This is a genomic window from Bacteroidota bacterium (assembly GCA_016722375.1).
Lineage (GTDB): Bacteria > Bacteroidota > Bacteroidia > Chitinophagales > LD1 > Bog-950.
Genome location: JADKJG010000011.1, coordinates 74,878 through 93,827, shown reverse-complemented (window position 1 = coordinate 93,827; position 18,950 = coordinate 74,878). Strand labels below are relative to the sequence as shown.

The 18,950-nt window shown below is 43.2% G+C and carries 14 protein-coding genes and 2 pseudogenes; 4 read left to right on the top strand and 12 right to left on the bottom strand.

The window, feature by feature from the left end; translation table 11 throughout:
• Positions 1-85 precede the first annotated feature (85 nt).
• The 8 genes and pseudogenes from IPP77_14955 to IPP77_14920 all read right to left on the bottom strand — a co-directional run bounded on the left by IPP77_14955 (position 86) and on the right by IPP77_14920 (position 9,562).
• Positions 86-1,984, bottom strand: a complete 1,899-nt coding sequence (locus IPP77_14955) for a type IIA DNA topoisomerase subunit B (protein ID MBL0310911.1) — start codon at positions 1,982-1,984, stop codon at positions 86-88.
• Positions 1,985-2,176: 192 nt separating this feature from the next.
• On the bottom strand, positions 2,177-3,166 hold the full coding sequence (locus IPP77_14950; GenBank protein ID MBL0310910.1) for an SDR family oxidoreductase: 990 nt from the start codon (positions 3,164-3,166) through the stop codon (positions 2,177-2,179).
• Positions 3,167-4,234: a dTDP-glucose 4,6-dehydratase gene (rfbB, locus tag IPP77_14945; GenBank protein ID MBL0310909.1), complete on the bottom strand. Its 1,068-nt coding sequence runs from the start codon at positions 4,232-4,234 to the stop codon at positions 3,167-3,169.
• A 22-nt stretch (positions 4,235-4,256) separates the two neighbouring features.
• Positions 4,257-5,546, bottom strand: a complete 1,290-nt coding sequence (locus IPP77_14940) for a nucleotide sugar dehydrogenase (protein MBL0310908.1) — start codon at positions 5,544-5,546, stop codon at positions 4,257-4,259.
• 2 nt (positions 5,547-5,548) lie between these two features.
• Positions 5,549-6,135, bottom strand: a pseudogene (locus IPP77_14935) (N-acetyltransferase).
• Position 6,136: 1 nt separating this feature from the next.
• A complete protein-coding gene (locus IPP77_14930) occupies positions 6,137-7,105 on the bottom strand; it encodes an SDR family oxidoreductase (GenBank protein ID MBL0310907.1) in 969 nt (322 codons plus the stop codon).
• 3 nt (positions 7,106-7,108) lie between these two features.
• Positions 7,109-8,419, bottom strand: a complete 1,311-nt coding sequence (locus tag IPP77_14925; protein MBL0310906.1) for a UDP-glucose/GDP-mannose dehydrogenase family protein — start codon at positions 8,417-8,419, stop codon at positions 7,109-7,111.
• A gap of 15 nt (positions 8,420-8,434) precedes the next feature.
• Positions 8,435-9,562 carry a DegT/DnrJ/EryC1/StrS family aminotransferase gene (locus IPP77_14920; protein MBL0310905.1) on the bottom strand — a complete coding sequence of 376 codons (1,128 nt, stop codon included), beginning with the start codon at positions 9,560-9,562 and terminating at the stop codon, positions 8,435-8,437.
• A gap of 60 nt (positions 9,563-9,622) precedes the next feature.
• Between IPP77_14920 and IPP77_14915 the strand changes: the two genes are divergently transcribed.
• Both IPP77_14915 and IPP77_14910 read left to right on the top strand, forming a co-directional pair.
• A complete protein-coding gene (locus tag IPP77_14915; GenBank protein MBL0310904.1) occupies positions 9,623-10,417 on the top strand; it encodes a hypothetical protein in 795 nt (264 codons plus the stop codon).
• Positions 10,418-11,215: 798 nt separating this feature from the next.
• Positions 11,216-11,896 (top strand): hypothetical protein, encoded by a 681-nt coding sequence (locus IPP77_14910; protein ID MBL0310903.1) that lies wholly within the window; start codon positions 11,216-11,218, stop codon positions 11,894-11,896.
• A 98-nt stretch (positions 11,897-11,994) separates the two neighbouring features.
• Here the strand turns inward: IPP77_14910 and lpxA are convergent, their stop codons facing one another.
• The 4 genes and pseudogenes from lpxA to IPP77_14890 form a co-directional block, all read right to left on the bottom strand.
• Complete coding sequence (gene lpxA / locus IPP77_14905; GenBank protein MBL0310902.1) at positions 11,995-12,786, bottom strand: acyl-ACP--UDP-N-acetylglucosamine O-acyltransferase; 792 nt, start codon at positions 12,784-12,786, stop codon at positions 11,995-11,997.
• 99 nt (positions 12,787-12,885) lie between these two features.
• Positions 12,886-14,289, bottom strand: coding sequence for a bifunctional UDP-3-O-[3-hydroxymyristoyl] N-acetylglucosamine deacetylase/3-hydroxyacyl-ACP dehydratase (locus IPP77_14900; protein ID MBL0310901.1), 1,404 nt, complete (start codon positions 14,287-14,289; stop codon positions 12,886-12,888).
• Positions 14,290-14,355: 66 nt separating this feature from the next.
• Positions 14,356-15,399 (bottom strand): UDP-3-O-(3-hydroxymyristoyl)glucosamine N-acyltransferase, encoded by a 1,044-nt coding sequence (gene lpxD / locus IPP77_14895; protein ID MBL0310900.1) that lies wholly within the window; start codon positions 15,397-15,399, stop codon positions 14,356-14,358.
• A 45-nt stretch (positions 15,400-15,444) separates the two neighbouring features.
• Positions 15,445-16,673, bottom strand: a pseudogene (locus IPP77_14890) (HD domain-containing protein).
• Positions 16,674-16,806: 133 nt separating this feature from the next.
• On the opposite strand from IPP77_14890, the gene IPP77_14885 reads away from it, so the two are divergent.
• Both IPP77_14885 and IPP77_14880 read left to right on the top strand, forming a co-directional pair.
• Positions 16,807-17,220 (top strand): hypothetical protein, encoded by a 414-nt coding sequence (locus IPP77_14885; GenBank protein MBL0310899.1) that lies wholly within the window; start codon positions 16,807-16,809, stop codon positions 17,218-17,220.
• The gene (locus IPP77_14880; GenBank protein ID MBL0310898.1) at positions 17,217-18,926 is read left to right on the top strand and encodes a hypothetical protein; all 1,710 of its coding nucleotides are present in this window, start codon (positions 17,217-17,219) and stop codon (positions 18,924-18,926) included. Before IPP77_14885 ends, IPP77_14880 begins: the two co-directional genes overlap by 4 nt.
• Positions 18,927-18,950 lie beyond the last annotated feature (24 nt).

Sequence of the window (18,950 nt, the reverse complement as noted above, 5' to 3'; positions counted from 1 at the left end):
CATGCACCGCATCAGAGGCTTGTCCGTTTACTTCTTCGTTGTTTTCTTCCTTCATATTCTATATTCTCAAAACCACTAAGTCAACTTATTCTTCCATTTCTGCTACTTCAGCTACTTCACGAACATCATCTTTCTCAACCTTCAGATTATCAATGATGAATTTCTGACGGTCCTCAGAGTTCTTACCCATGTAATATTCTAACAGCTTTTCAATCTTCATTTTATCCTCCACAATCACCGGACTCAACCGAATATCTTCACCAATAAATCCTTCAAATTCATTGGGAGAAATCTCTCCTAATCCTTTGAAGCGAGTTATTTCCGGGTTGCCTTTCAGTTCTTTAATGGCAGCTTGTTTTTCTCCTTCATCGTAACAATAAATGGTCTTCTGTTTGTTTCGAACTCTGAAAAGAGGCGTTTCCAATATCTTGATGTGATTATTGCGCACCATGTCGGGGAAGAACTGGAGAAAGAACGTAAGCAGCAATAAACGAATGTGCATACCATCCACGTCGGCATCGGTAGCTATCACCACGTTGTTGTAGCGCAAATCATCCATCGAAGCCTCAATGTTTAAAGCATGTTGCAACAGGTTGAACTCTTCGTTTTCATAAACCACCTTCTTGGTCATTCCGAAACAGTTCAAAGGCTTTCCACGAAGAGAGAACACCGCCTGCAAATCAGGGTTCCGGCTCTTGGTAATCGAACCACTCGCCGAATCTCCCTCGGTAATAAAGAGTGTTGTGCGAAGTTTATTTTCATCCGTCACCTTCGTATCATCGTTCAAGTGAAAACGACAATCACGCAACTTCTTATTGTGGATGTTCGCCTTCTTGGCGCGCTCATTCGCCAGTTTCTTAATACCGGCAATTTCTTTCCGTTCTCTTTCGCTTTGAAGGATTCTTTTGTGCAGCGCGTCGGCTGTAGCCGGGTTTTTATGCAGGAAATTATCCAAATGCTCCTTGACAAAATCACCCACAAACTGTTTCATGGTTCTTTCTTCACCATGAAGTTTGTCTGTCCCTAATCTCGTCTTTGTTTGAGATTCGAAAACCGGCTCCTGAATCCGAACGGAAATAGCCGCAGCGATGGCTTCGCGAATATCTACGGTATCGTAATCCTTCTTATAGAAATCACGAACCGTTTTAACTATTGCTTCGCGGAAGGCCTGTAGGTGCGTTCCCCCCAAAATGGTGTACTGCCCATTAACGAAACTGTAATATTCCTCCCCATAGTGATGATTGTGTGTCATCGCAATCTCTATTTCATCGCCAATCAAATGGATAATAGGATAGCAAAGATTCGCCTCATCCTTTTTACGAGAAAGCAAATCATACAAACCCTTTTGCGAAATGTATTTATTGCCGTTATAAATAAAGGTAAGCCCGGTGTTCAGATAGGTATAGTTCTGAATCATCTGCTCTACATATTCATGCAGATAGCGATAGTTCTTGAAGATTTTGTTGTCGGGAATAAACTCGATGTACGTTCCATTCTGTTCGTCCGTTTTTTCCAGTTTATGATCTTTTGATATTTTACCCGAAGCAAACTCAGCCGTCTTCTTCTGCCCCTCCCTCACGGCATAAGCCTTAAAGTAAGTGGAAAGTGCATTCACTGCTTTGGTACCCACGCCATTCAAGCCAACAGATTTTTTGAAAGCCTTCGAATCAAATTTCGCCCCCGTATTCACCTGCGACACACAATCAACCAATTTACCCAAAGGAATCCCGCGACCGTAATCGCGGACAGTTACTTTCTCTTTGGTAACGAGTATTTCTACCTTTTTGCCATAACCCATCTGGTATTCATCCACACAATTGTCAATGGCTTCTTTAAGGAGGATATATATACCATCATCCATACTAGAGCCATCACCGGTCTTGCCGATATACATCCCCGGACGCATCCGTATATGCTCTAGCCAGTCGAGGGTTTTTACCTCGTCTTCCGTATAGCGTGCTTCCTCATGTTGCTTTGCTGCCATTTCTAATAACTTAATTGTCCGTGCAATGCTATTGCACTCAAAATTGATGCGTGAAAATAAATAGGATGAGGAACTTGAACCTCTTAGAAATCAACACTAATAAAGTAATGGATAAAATACTTTACAATAGAGTGACTATGTCCTAATGCAAAGCCGAAGTAATTCTTTGAAAGAGAAGGTCCTTTGCAAGAACTAGGAGTAAATTTTCCTAATATACTCTACCGTCAAGGCTAAGCCCTTTTTGAAGTTGAATTTTGGATCATAACCCAATAATTTCTGAGCCTTAGAAATATCGGCCAGCGAATTACGAATGTCCCCCTTACGAGCTTCCCTGTATTGAGCAGCATGGCTGGATTGCAATAGCGTTTGAATTTCGTGGTACATATAATTGACCGAGAAGTTTTCTCCTACAGCAATATTATAGATTTGATTGGCAGCTTCTTTATTCTCGCTCAACATGGCTCGCACATTTGCCTGAACTGCGTTCTCTACGAAAGTAAAATCACGGGTCTGCCCTCCGTCCCCGTCAATAAACACTTCTTCACGAGCCATGATTTTAGAAACAAAAAGTGGGATAACAGCAGCATACATTCCTTCGGGATCTTGCTTGGGGCCGTATATATTGAAATAGCGAAGACCAATCACCGGAATGCCATAAACGTCCTGAAATACATGGGCATAAAGCTCATTCGTATATTTACTAACCGCATAAGGCGAAAGAGGGGCACCAACCTTATTTTCCAGTTTTGGAAGCGACTTTTCATCTCCATAAACAGAAGATGAGGAAGCAAAAACGAATTTCTTCACTTTGGCATCTTTGGCTGCAATCAGAACATTGAGGAATCCATTTACGTTCACCGAATTCGTATTTTCCGGTTCCTTGATGGAACGGGGCACAGAACCCAAGGCAGCCTGGTGAGAAACATAGTCTATGCCTTCAAGTGCGCGGTGGCAAGTATCTAAATCGCGAATATCTCCCTCTATAAACTCAAAAGGCAAATGCGTTTTGAATTCATCAAGATTAGAGGCTCTTCCAGTAGCTAAATTATCAAGTACCCGTACTTTTTTAGCCCCGTATTTCAGCAAATACTCAACGATATTAGAACCGATGAATCCCGCCCCGCCGGTCACGAGAAAACTGTGATGACTAATGTCTTGTGTATGATACTTTATGTCGAACATCTATTGCTTTCCGTATTGATGATTATAATATTTCTGGTAGTCACCGCTAGTAACATGCCGTAACCATTCTTCATTTTCAAGATACCATTCAACTGTCTTTTCTAGTCCTTCTTCGAATGTAACAGAAGGCTTCCATCCCAGTTCATTTTTCAATTTTGAAGCGTCAATAGCATATCGGCGATCATGGCCTGGGCGGTCTTTGACGTAGGTCAGCAATTTCATGGATTCGCCTTCCTCACGCCCTAATTTGTTATCCAATATCCGACAGAGCAATTTGATCAATTCTATATTTTGCCATTCGTTAAAGCCGCCGATATTATAGGTTTCGCCAAGATTGCCTTTATGAAGAATCACATCAATAGCCCTTGCATGGTCAACCACCCATAGCCAATCTCTGGTGTATTTTCCATCGCCATAAACAGGAAGTGGCTTATTATTCTTTATGTTATGGATAAAAAGCGGTATTAGCTTTTCAGGAAACTGATTCGCACCATAGTTATTCGAACAATTCGAAATAACCACCGGCAAGTTATACGTATTGAAATACGCTCTTACAAAATGATCAGAACTTGCTTTTGAAGCACTATAAGGCGATTGCGGGTCGTAAGGCGTGGTTTCAAGAAAGAAACCGGTGTCACCCAATGAACCGTAAACTTCATCGGTAGAGATGTGGTAGAATATCCGGTCTTTAGGAACCGGTTTGTCTTTGCTACACTCCCATGTACTCTTGGCAGCATTGAGAAGATTAACCGTACCGATAACATTCGTCACTACAAATTCTAACGGGTTAGAGATAGAACGATCTACGTGGCTTTCTGCGGCTAAGTGAATGACCGAAACAAACTTATGCTCATCGAACAGGCTATTTACAAAGGCGGCATCTGTAATATCTCCCTTTATAAACTTGTAGTTGGGTTTTCCCTCCAGGTCTTTTAGGTTTTCTAAGTTGCCTGCATAGGTTAATTTATCCAAGTTCCAGATTTCGTAATCGGGGTATTTATCGACAAACAGTCGAACTACGTGTGAACCGATAAAACCGGCACCGCCGGTAATTAGAACCTTTTTCATTTTTGTCTTTACCTGATGGATTTTATAATGACCAATAAGCAAACTCCTTAATCTTATTTCTAAGGTCTCCCTTTACGTCCACTACGATACCATCTTTACGCAAAATGGTTGTAAAGAATTCATCGTTCAAGTTTGTAAACTCGTCATGATTCACAGCAACAATCACCGCATCATAATCTTTTCCGTAGTCCTTACGAAGGGTAATGCCATATTCATGATGAAACTCTTCTGCGTCAGCAAGCGGGTCCGACACCTCGGCTTGAACGGAATAGTTTCTCAGTTCATTAATGACATCTACCACCTTTGAATTGCGGATGTCACTGACGTTTTCCTTGAAGGTGGCACCCATCACTAAGACCTTCGTGTTTGCCACTTGCTTATTCAACTTAATCAATTGCTGCACTAACTTACGAGCCACATGGGCGCCCATATCATCATTGATTCTTCTACCCGCCAAGATTACCCCCGGATTATATCCCAACTCCAACGCTTTGTAGGTGAGATAATAGGGATCCACGCCAATGCAATGGCCACCCACCAAGCCCGGGAAAAATTTAAGGAAATTCCATTTGGTTCCGGCAGCTTCCAATACCTCATACGTGTTAATCCCCATGAGGTCAAAAATCTGTGATAACTCATTCATCAAAGCGATATTAAAATCACGTTGTGTGTTTTCAATAATCTTTGCTGCCTCTGCCACCTTGATAGAACTTGCTCTGTGAGTTCCGGCGGTAACAATAATCTCATACGTCCTCGCAATAATGTCCAACGATTCCTTATCGCAACCAGAAACGACCTTTGTGATTTTCGTTATGGTATGTTCTTTATCTCCGGGATTGATTCTTTCGGGTGAATAGCCCAGCTTGAAGTCCACCCCCATTTTTAAGCCAGATAACTTTTCCATAACCGGTAAGCAATCATCTTCAGTGCATCCAGGATAGACGGTTGATTCAAAAACCACATAGTCTCCCTTCTTCAACACTTTACCTATGGTATCTGAAGCACTAAGCACAGGCTTTAAATCTGGTACATTGTGACTATCTACCGGAGTTGGTACCGCCACGATAAAGAAACTTGCCTCCTTCAAATCTTCAAGATTCGCCGTGAACTGAATATCGGCCCCTTCGAAATCTTTAGACTCCAATTCATTGCTTGGGTCAATATGATTCTTCATCATATCCACGCGCTTTTGATTGATATCAAAACCGATCACGGATATCTTTTTAGCAAACTCTAGAGCAATCGGCAGGCCTACGTAGCCTAAACCTATCACAGCTAACTTCTTCTTCTTCTTTAGTAATTCCTCAACCATATTTATTTAATTTTTGAAACTTTTCCTTCTTTTAATTGATACCGTTCTTTGCCTTCTGGACATTCAGCAATACCATCCTGATTGAAACTAAGTTTATGTCCGTATTCACTCATCCATCCCATTTGTCGGGCCGGATTACCTACCACCAACGCGTAAGCAGGAACATGCTTGGTAACCACAGCACCTGCACCGATAAAGGCAAATTCTCCGATATCATGACCACATACAATAGTAGCATTCGCTCCGATACTGGCTCCTTTCTTTACTACAGTTTTAGAATATTGCCCCCTGCGAACTACCGCACTTCTGGGATTTATAACATTGGTAAACACCATGGAGGGCCGAGAAAAACATCGTCTTCGCAGATTACTCCGGTATAGATAGAAACATTGTTCTGTACTTTTACATTATCGCCGAGAATAACCTCGGGAGAAACCACCACATTCTGACCAATGTTGCAGTTCTTGCCAATCGTGCAATTTGACATGATATGGCTGAAATGCCAAACCTTGCTTCCCTCGCCAATCGTGCAGCCTTCATCCACGATGGCCGAAGGATGAACATAGTATCCGGTTTCTTTGTTTCCCATATTACGCAAACCGATGTTTAGAATTGTATAATTCATCCTGTGACAATCCCTTAAAATAAGCATAGGTAATTTTCAATCCTTCTTGTCTGCTTATTTTGGGTGTCCAACCTAGAATTCCTTTAGCCCGAGTAATATCTGGCTGCCTTTGCTTTGGATCATCTACCGGTAACGCCTTATAAACTACCTTCTGAGTAGTCCCCGTTAGTTTGATTATCTCTTCTGCAAACTGGCTGATGGTTATCTCATCGGGATTGCCCACGTTTACAGGCAGATGATAATCACTCATCAAGAGGCGATATATACCATCTACCAAGTCATCTACATAGCAGAATGAACGGGTCTGACTTCCGTCACCAAAAATAGTGAGGTCTTCTCCTCTTAATGCCTGCCCAATAAAGGCCGGCAATACTCTGCCGTCATTCAACCTCATTCGAGGACCGTAAGTATTAAAGATGCGTACGATTCTCGTTTCCAGACCATGATACGTATGATAGGCCATAGTGATGGCTTCCTGGAACCGTTTAGCTTCATCATAGACTCCACGCGGTCCTACAGGATTGACGTTGCCCCAATAATCTTCTTGTTGCGGATGTACCGTCGGGTCGCCATAAACTTCTGAAGTAGATGCCACCAATATTCTGGCACTCTTGGCTTTGGCAAGCCCTAACAGATTATGCGTCCCGAGAGAACCGACTTTTAAAGTCTGGATAGGAATCTTCAAATAATCTATCGGAGAGGCCGGAGATGCAAAATGAAGGATGTAATCCAACTTGCCCGGAACAAACACAAACTTAGAAACATCATGATGATAGAATTCAAAGTTCTTGAGTTTGAATAGATGCTCAATATTCCGAAGGTCGCCGGTAATCAAATTATCCATCCCAATCACTTCATACTCTTCGCGGATGAAGCGGTCGCACAGATGGGAACCCAAAAAGCCGGCGGCACCGGTAATTAGTACTCTTTTCATTTTCTATTCAACAGAATTTCTTCCTATACTGTAATAACTAAAGCCCAATTCCCTCATGTGTTCGTTGTGATATAGATTTCGTCCGTCGAAAATCACGGGGTCTTTCAACGATGATTTAATCTTATCAAAATCTGGAGAGCGGAAGATATTCCATTCGGTTACGATGGTCAGGAAATCAGCGCCCGATAAAGCATCATACTGGTCGGTAGCATAATAGATCTTATCACCAAAAATAGCTTTGACATGCGCCATCGCTTCAGGATCATACACCCGAACCTTTGACCCGCTTTGCAGCAATCGCTCGATGATATAAAGCGCCGGTGCATCACGAATGTCGTCGGTATTTGGCTTGAAGGCCAAGCCCCATATCGCGATGGTTTTTCCATTCAGGCTGTCCTTGTACTTCTTAAGGATCTTATCGAAAAAATGTTCGCGCTGAAGATTGTTTACCTGCATCACGGCCCGAAGTATCTTGAAGTCATACTTGTGTTCCTGCGCTGTGTAATGCAAGGCTTTTACATCTTTCGGGAAGCAACTTCCACCATATCCTACACCGGCGAATAAGAAACGTTTTCCAATCCGCGAATCGGTTCCTATTCCTTTCCGCACATTGTCCACATCGGCCCCTACCAGTTCGCAGATGTTGGCCATTTCGTTCATGAACGAAATCTTAGCTGCAAGAAATGCGTTCGCTGCATACTTCGTCACCTCCGAACTTCTTTCATCCATAAAAAGAATAGGGTTTCCTTGTCTGACAAAAGGCTCATATAATTCCTCCATCAACTTTTTGGCCCTCTCAGATCGGGTGCCCACCACCACTCGTTCGGGCTTCATGAAGTCTTCTACGGCTACCCCTTCCCGAAGAAATTCAGGGTTGGAAACCACATCAAACTCCACCTTTGCCTTCGCGGCAATTATATCTCTCACCTTGTCTGCCGTGCCGACCGGTACCGTACTTTTATTCACAATCACGGTATATTCTTTCAAAAGCCCGCCCAGTTGCTCCGCTACCTGCAAGATGTATTTAAGATCGGCGCTTCCATCTTCACCCGGAGGGGTAGGCAGTGCTAGAAAAATAATCTTTGCCCCTTCTATCCCTTCGGAAAGAGAGGTAGAGAACTTCAAACGGTTATGCTTCGTATTTCGCTCAAACAACACATCCAGTTCGGGCTCATAAATAGGTAAGTTGCCCTTTTGAAGCTGCTTTACCTTTTCTTCATTATTATCTACACAGGTAACATTGTTGCCCGTTTCTGAAAAACAAGTTCCGGTTACTAAGCCAACATATCCCGTACCTACTACTGCAATTTTCATTCTTTCCTTTTATTCCTATTTCAATATATCCGTGACCGTTTCTGCAATAAACTTCAATTCGGCGGCTTCCATCTCGGTATGAATGGGCAAAGACAGCACCGACTTGCAAAGCTCTTCTGTTATCAGAAAGGAGCCTGATGGATACCGATCATCTCTATATGCTTTCTGGAGGTGAAGCGGAATAGGATAATAAACCATTGCCGGGATTCCCTTTGCAGCCAGTTTGGCTTTCACTTCATCCCGATTCATTCCCTTTAGTTTCAAGGTGTATTGATGAAACACATGGTTGGAATAGGACGCGCGAACCGGCGTTTGAACATTCTTTATACCGCTAAAGGCTTTATCATAATAAGAAGCCACCTGGTTTCTTCTTGCCGCAAAATCATCCAGATACTGGAGCTTCACATCCAAAATAGCTGCCTGCAAAGTATCGAGCCTGGAGTTCACACCTATTTCATCATGCACGTATTGCACTTCTTGCCCGTGGTTGGCAATCATGCGTATCCGTTTTGCCAAAGATTCATCGTTGGTAAATAAGGCTCCGCCGTCTCCGTAGCATCCCAAGTTTTTGGAAGGGAAAAAGGAAGTGGTGCCCACGGCACCTATCGTACCGGCCTTCTTTTTTGTGCCGTCGCTGAATGTATAATCTGCACCAATCGCCTGTGCATTATCTTCAATCACATCCAGCCCGTGCTTTTCAGCAATCTTCATGATCGCCTCCATGTCGGCACTTTGCCCAAACATGTGTACCGGTACAATGGCTTTTGTTTTTGGCGTAATAGCCTTTTCTATGGCCGAGGGGTCTATGGTGAAGGTTTCGGGGTTTACTTCAACCAAAACCGGTGTTAATTTTAGTAGCGCAATGACCTCTGCGGTGGCTACGTAAGTAAAACTCGCGGTAATGATTTCATCGCCGGGCTGATAGCCCAGAGCCATCATCGCGATTTGAAGCGCATCGGTGCCATTGGCACAACTGATGACCTCTTTAACCCCCATATATTTTGCCAGATTAGCTTCAAAACGCTTTACCTGCGGGCCTTTAATATATTGGGTGGAATCGAGCACCTCAGCCATGGCGGCATCTATTTCCTCTTTCAGCCTTAAATATTGGCTTTTGAGGTCCACCATGCGTATGTCGTTCATCCGGTTCATTTTTTGAGCGCGCTAAAATAGTATTTTTGCCCACACGCCATTGACGTATCTATGAATCAATCCCTCTTATTTCTCCGATATTTTTTATTCCTTCTTTTCTTTGCTCAAGGCCCGTTCTTGAAGGCACAAGATGAACCCAAGAAGCCAAAGAAAGAACGCCGCTTCGAGTCCAGTTCTGCTGTGCTCATCGCGCCTTCCTACACCGCCCAGTTCCCTTTTGGTGATATGAAAACACGGTTTGGATTTAACTCGCTGATTGGTTTACATCTGAGCTATAAAACGGCGAACAACTGGCTGGTGGGTGGCGAAGTGGGGGTATTGGTAGGAGCGCGGGTGAAAGAGAGCTATTTATTGGATAATATCAGTACTTCAAGCGGGCAACACGTTACGCTCTTTAATGACCTGACGAATGTGAAGCCGAACGAAATTGGATATAATGTGAAGTTCGTGGCCGGAAAAATTGTCCCGCTTTCCAAAAAATTTCCCGACGCTGGCTTGCTATTTATGACCAGCATTGGTTTTCTAGAACACAAAATCCTGTTCAACGTGCGCCGCACCGAACTGCCCCAATTGGATAAAACCTATCGCACGGGCTATGACCGCCTGAGCAATGGGCCGGTCGTCTCTCAGTTCATCGGCGGAATTTATATGGAACGCAAAAAATTTATCAGTGTTTATGGAGGATTACAGTTTGACCTCGGATTTACGCAAGGCCGCCGACCTTATGATTTTTACTTGCAAAAGCCTTTGAACGATAAACGGATGGATATGTTTATAGGGATTAAATTTGGTTGGATCATCCCCATCTTTCTTCAAGCAAGCGATAAGGAATATTATTTTGATTGAAAAAATAATGGAAGAATGAGGCTTCAGCGTTCTATCTAAGCAGATGCAGTTTTCCCCTATAAGTATTCTAAAAACAATCATTTGTGGCTAAAGCCATGCCCCTTCACTGAGCACTCAGTCATAAATGGCGGAGTTATAACACGGCGCTTTATTGTGGTATGAATGGGCCTATTCATATATGGCTTTAGCCATTTTTCAAACCTCATCTACTTTCTATTTCCATAATTGCTTAGTAAAAATTAGTTTAATCTAATCCTGTTATTCATTACAGCAAAACAATTTATTCTAAGTAGCATAAATTCACTTGAATCCTTCTCCGAATCATCTTCTCGGTACGAGGAAGTCCTTCTGACCGACCTGAACACATTTCTAAGCCTCTTTCCTGAATTGGAAAACCTGTTCAAACAAACGTTTAGCCCAACTTTAAACAAGAAACCCTTAATCGGGTGTCTGTTTATAGCTTCCGTATTTACCGAAGTTATAAACATGGGTATTTTTATAGCATCGGTATTTACCGAAAGTAATAATAGATGTATTTTCATTACTTCGGTATTTACAGAAACCATAACTAGGAATATTTTATCTATCTCCCCATTTGTGGAAGTAGGCAAAATATAGCTATCTATAACTTCGGTATTTACCGAGCATAGTAAACTGAGTCTATTTATAACTTCGGTAAATTTGGAAGTTTCAAAAATGTTCTCGATTATCGTATTCTGAAATCTGGAGGTATGGAGAAATTAGTTGGAAGCCGTCTGCTGGTTCAATCATCTTATCAAAAAATAAAACCATAGCCCTATGCAAGACCCTATCCGACTGGTGACTGATATATTTGAGGATAAGAACTTGTCTTATGCCAGTCTGCGATCCTTTTCTGAGGAATTCCTGATTCGGTTGGCGAGTCCGGTGCTTAATCCGGGCGGAATCTATAACACGCTGCTGGTTGACACGAGCAGCCGATACACCGCTTATTTTGGAACGGTGGAAGATAAACTGGTGAAAAGCGCTGTGCAAAAAGGCCTGACGCTGAGCATGAACCAGGCTTATGGCCGTTTGATTGAACAATTGCGAAGAATGCGGGGCTTGGTGCAATTCAAGTTTGGCGAAGGCACGGATCAATATGAAGGATTTTTTCCGCAGGGAATGGATGAATATAATCAAGCCAGCATTGGCCAATTACCCGAATTATTGGAGCGATTCCTGAGTGCCGCCAACACGTATTTGTTGGCGGATTACCCTACAGATGTCGACAATTTTGTGACGGCAAAAAATCAGTTTACGAATGCTCGCACAGCGCAGGAGACTATGTTTTCATCGTTGAAAACCACGCGCACCGGCAGGCATGAGCGAAGAAAGGAACTGACCTTGCAGTTGACGAAATGCTTCCTCATCATCGCAGCAGACCATATCGAAAACCCAGATCGCTTTGATGATTATTACAGTCTGCGTTATCTGCCTATCCGGAGGAAGAAGAAATAGAGCGAGCCGAGAATTAGAATTTGTGATGGAGGATGGAAGAAGTGGAAGGCAGTTCCTTTTAGAAATCAAGGAGGCTGCATAGAGAAGGACTGTTTTTTTTATTCGTCGCTGCTGCTCTTAAACCCCTTCATGATACCACGAACGCTTTCGCGGGCAAAGGTGACGATTTCATCCTTTTCGTTGCTGGCCGGGATATTGGCTTCGATGAATTTGAGGGCGGTGCTGGTGTTATAACCTCTTATATATAGGATGCGATACACGTCCAAAATCTGGTTGACTTGGTCTGTCGTATATCCTCTTCTTCTCAGGCCTACGGAATTGACGCCGGCATAGGTGGTAGGATGTCGAGCGGCGCGGACAAAAGGTGGAATGTCTTTATTCACCAAACATCCGCCCGAAACAATCACATGCCGGCCAATCTTTGTGAACTGCTGAAAGGCGGTGGCGCCACCCAGAATAGTGAAGTCGCCTACTTCCACATGTCCGGCCAGATTGGCATTGTTGGCCAAGACACAGTTTTTGCCAATGATACAATCATGGGCGATGTGGGTATAGGCCATGAGCAGGGTGTTGTCGCCAATCACAGTTTTCATGGCTGCCTCGGTTCCGCGGTTGACGGTTACATATTCGCGGATGGTGACATTATCACCAATCACCACGGCTGATTTTTCTCCTTTATATTTCAAATCCTGAGGAATAGCAGAAATCACTGCTCCGGGAAAGATGCGGCAGTTTTTCCCAATCCTGGCTCCTTCCATAATCGTTACGTGAGGGCCTATCCAAGTCCCTTCGCCTATTACTACATCTTTAGAAATAGTAACAAATGGCTCCACCACTACATTATCTGCCACCTCGGCTTGGGGGTGGATATAGGAGTATGGTTGATTCATAGCGGGTAGATGGGGATAGGGAGATTGGCTAATTAAATAATGAAAATGAACTCAGTAGATGGAGGTGGTTTTCTGTTTTCAAATCATCAAATCCTTTGGTTATTTCCCTTCCTTTTTCTGGATAGCCGCCATCAGGTCGGCTTCGCTCACCAATTTATTGCCCACGTATGCCGAGCCTTTCATTTCGATAATGCCTCGGCGCATAGGCTGTGTCATTTCGAGACGGAAGAGCACCGTATCTCCGGGAACAACCTTGTTTTTGAATTTCACGTTGTTCATCTTCAGAAAATAGGTGTCGTAGTTTTGTGGATCGGGGAGTTTTGAAAGAACCAATATTCCACCGGTTTGGGCCATCGCCTCCATTTGCAACACTCCGGGCATCACAGGATTTCCGGGAAAATGGCCTTTGAAGAACTCTTCGTTCATGGTTACGTTCTTTACACCCACCACTTCCGTATCTGTCAGGCTGATGATTTTATCAATCATTAGAAAAGGATAACGATGCGGAAGAATCTTTTCGATGTCTGCCGCTCCATAGATGGGCGGAACATTGGGGTCATAAAAGGGCGCCGAAACCTTCATGCGCTCTTGTTTGATATGGGCTTTGAGAAGTTTGGCGAACTCTACGTTGTGCTTATGTCCGGGTTTGGTAGCGATGATATGTGCATTGATAGGCGTTCCAATCAAGCCCAAATCACCCACTACGTCCAACAACTTATGTCTGGCCGGTTCGTTGTGGTGCTTTAATTGGATGTTATTCAGGATTCCCTCTTCCACCACCTTAATATCCGGCTTATTAAAAAGTTTGGACAACTTGACCTGCTCTTCTTTTGAAATAGGTTTATCTACTACAACGATGGCGTTATTCAGGTCGCCACCGCGAATCAAACCGGAATCATAGAGCATTTCCAGTTCATGCAGAAAGCAAAAGGTTCGTGAAGAGGCAATTTGAGTTTTGAAGTCGTTTACTCTATCTAAAGTAGCATGTTGCTGCCCTAGCACTTCGCTTTTATAATCAATCAGTGCCGTTACCTTATAGCGATTACTTGGTAGAGCCAGATATTCCGCCCCGCTTTCTATATCTGAATAATGAATATTCTGCTGAAGGTTAAACACAGTACGCTCCTCTCCCATTTCTTGAATACCGGCCTTCTCAATAGCCTCTACAAAAGGGGCGGCGCTTCCATCCATGATAGGCAATTCGGCACCGTCTATTTGAACCAGACAGTTGTCCACCTGCATTCCAATCAAGGCGCTCATCAGATGTTCTACGGTGGCTACGGAAACATTTCCTTTCTCGATGGTGGTTCCGCGCTGCACGGTGGTCACTAGATCGCAATCCGCGGCCAACAGAGGTTGCCCTTCTATGTCCATCCGCTGAAACTTAATTCCATGATTGGCGGCAACAGGTAATAAGGTAACTTTAACCTTTTGTCCGGTATGTAGGCCGACCCTGTAGAGAGAAACTTCCTTTTGGAGTGTTTGCTGGTTGGTGTGATTCATCAACAATTTCTTAAAGGCGGCAAATGTAAAATTTTGAACATTAAACCTGAGTGCACCCACATATTCTTAGGGCTTTTCAAGTAATTTCTTTTCCAGTTCTTTAACCCTCTTAATCAAATCAGGCAATTGCTTCATGGAGGCAATAATCCGGTAATGCTCTCGCGCATCTATGGCCGGAGTGCCAGAAACCCCTTTGCCTTTGTCTTTAATATCATGAATGACCGCGGCCTGTGCCTGAATTTTCACCCCATCGGCAATAGTTAAATGTCCGGTAATACCTGCTTGCCCGCCTACCAATACATTTTTACCCAGTTTAGAGGAGCCTGAAACTCCGACTAAAGAAGCGATGGCGGTATTCTCACCCAATTCAACATTATGAGCGATTTGAATCAGGTTATCTAATTTAACTCCATCTCCTATCACCGTAGAACCGATGACCGCCCGGTCAATGCAGGTGTTGGCACCAATTTCTACACGGTTTCCAATCACCACGTTTCCGGTTTGAGGTATCTTTTTATAGCTGCCATCTTCCTGCGGAGCAAACCCGAAGCCATCGGCTCCCACTACACAACCAGAATGAAGAATACAATCATTGCCGATTTTACAATCACGATAAACAGAAACATTGGCATAGAGTATGGTGTTATCTCCAATCTCACAATGATCACCAATGAAGCAGTTGGGGTAAATCTGTACGTTTTTCCCGACTTTAACCTGATTGCCGATATAGCTAAACGAGCCTAGGTACAAACCTTCACCCGCCACACTATCCTTTCCTATATGCGACTGTTCTTCAATCCCCTTATTGTTTGAAGAACCATTCATGGTGGCATAAAGTTCCATCAACTTTTGAAAAGCAATATAGGGTTCTGCCACTCGCAGTACGGCAGAAATATTCCGTTGGTTGTACTCCAACTTTTCATCGCAAAGCAAAATTCCCGCTGTGGCGGTTTGTGCGTAGTGGTAATATTTTGAATTGGCAAGAAAGCAGAATGAATCCTTGTCGGCTTCTTCAATTTTAGATAGTTTGGATACCATCGTATCCGGATTGCCTTCCAGTTTTGCGTTGAGCAGAACTGCCAACTCTTTTGCGGTTATTTCCATGTTGATATTATGTAAGAAGGCTTATAAACGTACTGGTAAATAATTATTGCATCAATTTTCTAAAACCTTTGGATAAAACACATAATGTTTGACGACCGGCTTATTCAAAACGGTACTGTTCAATTGTTCGCTTGCTTTTGAAATATCAATCACCTTGCCATCATTAGTCAGTATATTGATTCGATTCTCTCCCGGGTCATAAGCATGGTTTGAAGTAGAGCCGCTAAAAACGAGATAGCCGGCTTCTTCTTCATCCAGTTTAAATTTCTTCATGGCCTTGTCGCGCAGGAGTTGAATCTTTTTGGACGGAAAGGGTTGGTAGCCGGTTTCGATACGAAATAACTTTCGATGGAGGATACATTCGCAGAGAACCCGTAGCACCTTGTCGTCAGAGTTAGACCAAGCTTTCAAGGCTGCAAAAATATCTACATCATCCAATTCAGAGTAATAATCGAGCACTGCCGGGTCTTCATCAAATTTTTTCAGTTGTACTTTCTTATTCAAAAAGTAGGCAAGGGCAGGAGAAGAAACTGGCAACATACCCTTGACAGATAGATATTGAGCACGCTGCACGGCTTTCACCATCATTTCTTCCACACACAGAACTGTTTTATGCAGATAGACTTGCCAGTACATCAGGCGGCGGGAGATAATAAAACTCTCAATGGAATAAACACCCTTTTGTTCCACAACAAGTTCATCGTCATGGACGTTGATCATTTCTATGATTCGCTCATAAGAATCGTCCCTTCATTCACACCGGTAAAAAAGGAATCACGGGTGAGATAGTCCAATCTGTCAACGTCTAACTGAGAAGAAACCAATTGGTGTAGAAACCTTTTGCGATAGGTGCCGTCGAATATATCTATGGCTAAATCGAGCTTCCCTTTGAAGTGTTTATTCAATCGGCGCATATAAACACGGGAAATATCTTCGTGATGCACTTTGGGGATTAAATATTTCTCCAGCGTGTGTGAAAAGGGACCGTGCCCGATGTCGTGAAGCAAGATAGCGATGCTCGCTCCCAATTCTTCCTCTTCGCTAATGCGATGCCCCTTAATTTTAAGTAGCGCCAAAACACGCCTCATTAAATGAAAAGCTCCTAGCGCATGATGAAACCGAGAATGAACCGCTCCCGGATAAACATAATCACTGAGCCCCAGTTGTTTGATTCTCCTCAGCCGTTGAAAGTATCGGTGTTCGATGAGGTCAAACACCAGTTCGTGAGGGATAGTAATGAATCCGTGAACCGGGTCGTTGAATATTTTGCGTTTGTTCATGCTTAGTTTAAGGACGTAGCCGGTGTTCTGTTGAGCACACGAAATAAAACTTTCTTTTGAATACATGAGATTTCATGACCGCTTAGAATCAGCGCTATCAAATTATATTTGTCGCTTAGTAAAATTTGATTCAATGAAATATAATCATCGTAGTTTTACCCCAGTCTTGTTTATTTGTTTTTTTCTCTTGGTTGCAGGATGCAAAAAAGAAAGCCGGACAAGTTGGGAGACAGAAATGCTTGTACCCATTGCTCATACTAACCTTACCCTAAAAAACCTGATTAAAGATTCGCTACTTAAAGTAAACAGCGATAATGTCTTATCCATCGTGCAACAATCACACCTGTATGATTTTTCGCTGGCAGATAAAGTGATTGATTTCCCCGATACCGCCATCAAACAAAAGTTCAACGTTAGTAATCTGGTATTGGGAAATCAATCTATCAACCAATCGGTAACACTTGGGAGATCGCTACCACGATGGCAGCTGGTGGTGGTGTCAAACAGATTTTTGGAAACATTATCCTTCAAAACGATGGTCAAATGATGGAGATCCCCCCGTTTAATGGTCTGGATCCTGGCCCTAACGTATTTGACAATGCCCAGTTTTATGACAGTGCGGTAATGGTCTCCGGCGAATTGCAGGTTTGGTTGATTAATAATTTCCCAATACCCTTTAGTGCAGGTGCCATTTGCACACTTAAAAATGCAGAAGACGCAGGCATAATAGGTTCTTCGACGCTTCCATACATTGCATCTCATGATTCTGCCTATTTCACTATTCCCCTGGCAGGGAAAAAAGTGAAAAACAAACTAAGTTTTGAGATAACTAATTTGAATACGCCTGGAAGTAGCGGCAATATGGTTCTCATCAATTTACAAGATTATATACAGGCAAAGATTTTTATCACTCAATTAAGGGTATCAGAGGCTTGGGCAAAATTCCCTACTCAGAATGTATCGGACGTTACAGAAGATGTGGTTCAAGTGATTGATGACCGAAAACTGACTTATGTAGATGCGCGGGAAGGAATCTTACATGTCTATATCACCAGTTCCGTGGAAGAACAACTCACTTTAGAATATACTTTAGTAGGTGCCTTTGACAACTATGGGCATCCATTAGTCCATCGTTCGGTGGTTCCTCCTGCGCCACCCAATGGCACCGTAACCATTGATACGCCTATCAATATCGCCGGTTTTGCTATCAATTTGACCGGAAAGAACGGCACCGAATTCAACACCTATACACAACGCATTATTGCACGTCTCGATTCTTCAGGTATTACCCGACACGTTACCAACAGCGACAGTGTCCATGTTGAATACAGAATCAAAGGCATAAAACCCAACTACGTCAAAGGCTATCTCGGTCGCGATACCATTACGGTGGCAGACAATGCCGCTTTCTCGTTCCTGGATATGTTTCAGAGCGGAACAATTGATTTAGAAAGTGTGAATGTCTCTTTGGAAGTAGAAAACGGATTGGGTGTAGATGGCGAAGTGATCATAAACAATATGGCCGCCAGCAGTCCCGTGAACGGCTCCAAGCAACTGATTGGTTCAATCGTTGGTCAAAAACTGATGGTGAATCGAGCTACGGACTTTCCATGGAAGCCGGCGGCGAATAAATTCCAGATGAACAACAGCAACTCAAATATCAAAGACCTTATCGGTATTCTTCCTTCTCAAATCAGTTATGATGTGGCGGTCAAAACCAACGTGAACGGCAATAATCAGCAGTATCGTGATTTCGCCTATTTGCAAAAAGGATTGAAAATCAATCTCAACGCCGAAGTCCCACTTTCGCTCATTGCCAACAACCTACACCTTCTGGACACCATTGATTTTGATTTGAGTACCGTTACTACCGACGTCGGTGGCATCAAGGATGGCCTTCTAAATATCATTGCCAACAACAATTATCCACTCGATGCCTCTCTGCAAATGGTTGTATTTGATGAATTCTGGCAACCGGTAGATACTTTGCTATCCAACGTCTCTATTCCCGGAGGAGTGCTGGATGCCAATTGCAAAGTGGAATCGCCCACCAAAACAAAAATACCCTTGCCGATTAGCGAAGAGCGAATGGATAACCTTAAGCGAGGAAAGTTTGCCACCGTTTCGGCGACGTTTTCTACCACTACAAACAATCCTGCCTGCGCTGGTCAGCATCTTAAAATATACGGTGACAATCAATTGAGCATTACGCTTACCGCTCGGTTTAATTACAAACTCGGGATTAAACTATAATTCTTTCTTTCTGCAACCATGTAC

What these genes read in the sequence shown, in the direction of transcription:
- IPP77_14955 (MBL0310911.1), bottom strand. Translation starts at nt 1,984, where the DNA reads ATGGCAGCAAAGCAACATGAGGAAGCACGCTATACGGAAGACGAGGTA.
- IPP77_14950 (MBL0310910.1), bottom strand. Translation starts at nt 3,166, where the DNA reads ATGTTCGACATAAAGTATCATACACAAGACATTAGTCATCACAGTTTT.
- rfbB (MBL0310909.1), bottom strand. Translation starts at nt 4,234, where the DNA reads ATGAAAAAGGTTCTAATTACCGGCGGTGCCGGTTTTATCGGTTCACAC.
- IPP77_14940 (MBL0310908.1), bottom strand. Translation starts at nt 5,546, where the DNA reads ATGGTTGAGGAATTACTAAAGAAGAAGAAGAAGTTAGCTGTGATAGGT.
- IPP77_14930 (MBL0310907.1), bottom strand. Translation starts at nt 7,105, where the DNA reads ATGAAAAGAGTACTAATTACCGGTGCCGCCGGCTTTTTGGGTTCCCAT.
- IPP77_14925 (MBL0310906.1), bottom strand. Translation starts at nt 8,419, where the DNA reads ATGAAAATTGCAGTAGTAGGTACGGGATATGTTGGCTTAGTAACCGGA.
- IPP77_14920 (MBL0310905.1), bottom strand. Translation starts at nt 9,562, where the DNA reads ATGAACGACATACGCATGGTGGACCTCAAAAGCCAATATTTAAGGCTG.
- IPP77_14915 (MBL0310904.1), top strand. Translation starts at nt 9,623, where the DNA reads ATGAATCAATCCCTCTTATTTCTCCGATATTTTTTATTCCTTCTTTTC.
- IPP77_14910 (MBL0310903.1), top strand. Translation starts at nt 11,216, where the DNA reads ATGCAAGACCCTATCCGACTGGTGACTGATATATTTGAGGATAAGAAC.
- lpxA (MBL0310902.1), bottom strand. Translation starts at nt 12,786, where the DNA reads ATGAATCAACCATACTCCTATATCCACCCCCAAGCCGAGGTGGCAGAT.
- IPP77_14900 (MBL0310901.1), bottom strand. Translation starts at nt 14,289, where the DNA reads ATGAATCACACCAACCAGCAAACACTCCAAAAGGAAGTTTCTCTCTAC.
- IPP77_14885 (MBL0310899.1), top strand. Translation starts at nt 16,807, where the DNA reads ATGAAATATAATCATCGTAGTTTTACCCCAGTCTTGTTTATTTGTTTT.
- IPP77_14880 (MBL0310898.1), top strand. Translation starts at nt 17,217, where the DNA reads ATGATGGAGATCCCCCCGTTTAATGGTCTGGATCCTGGCCCTAACGTA.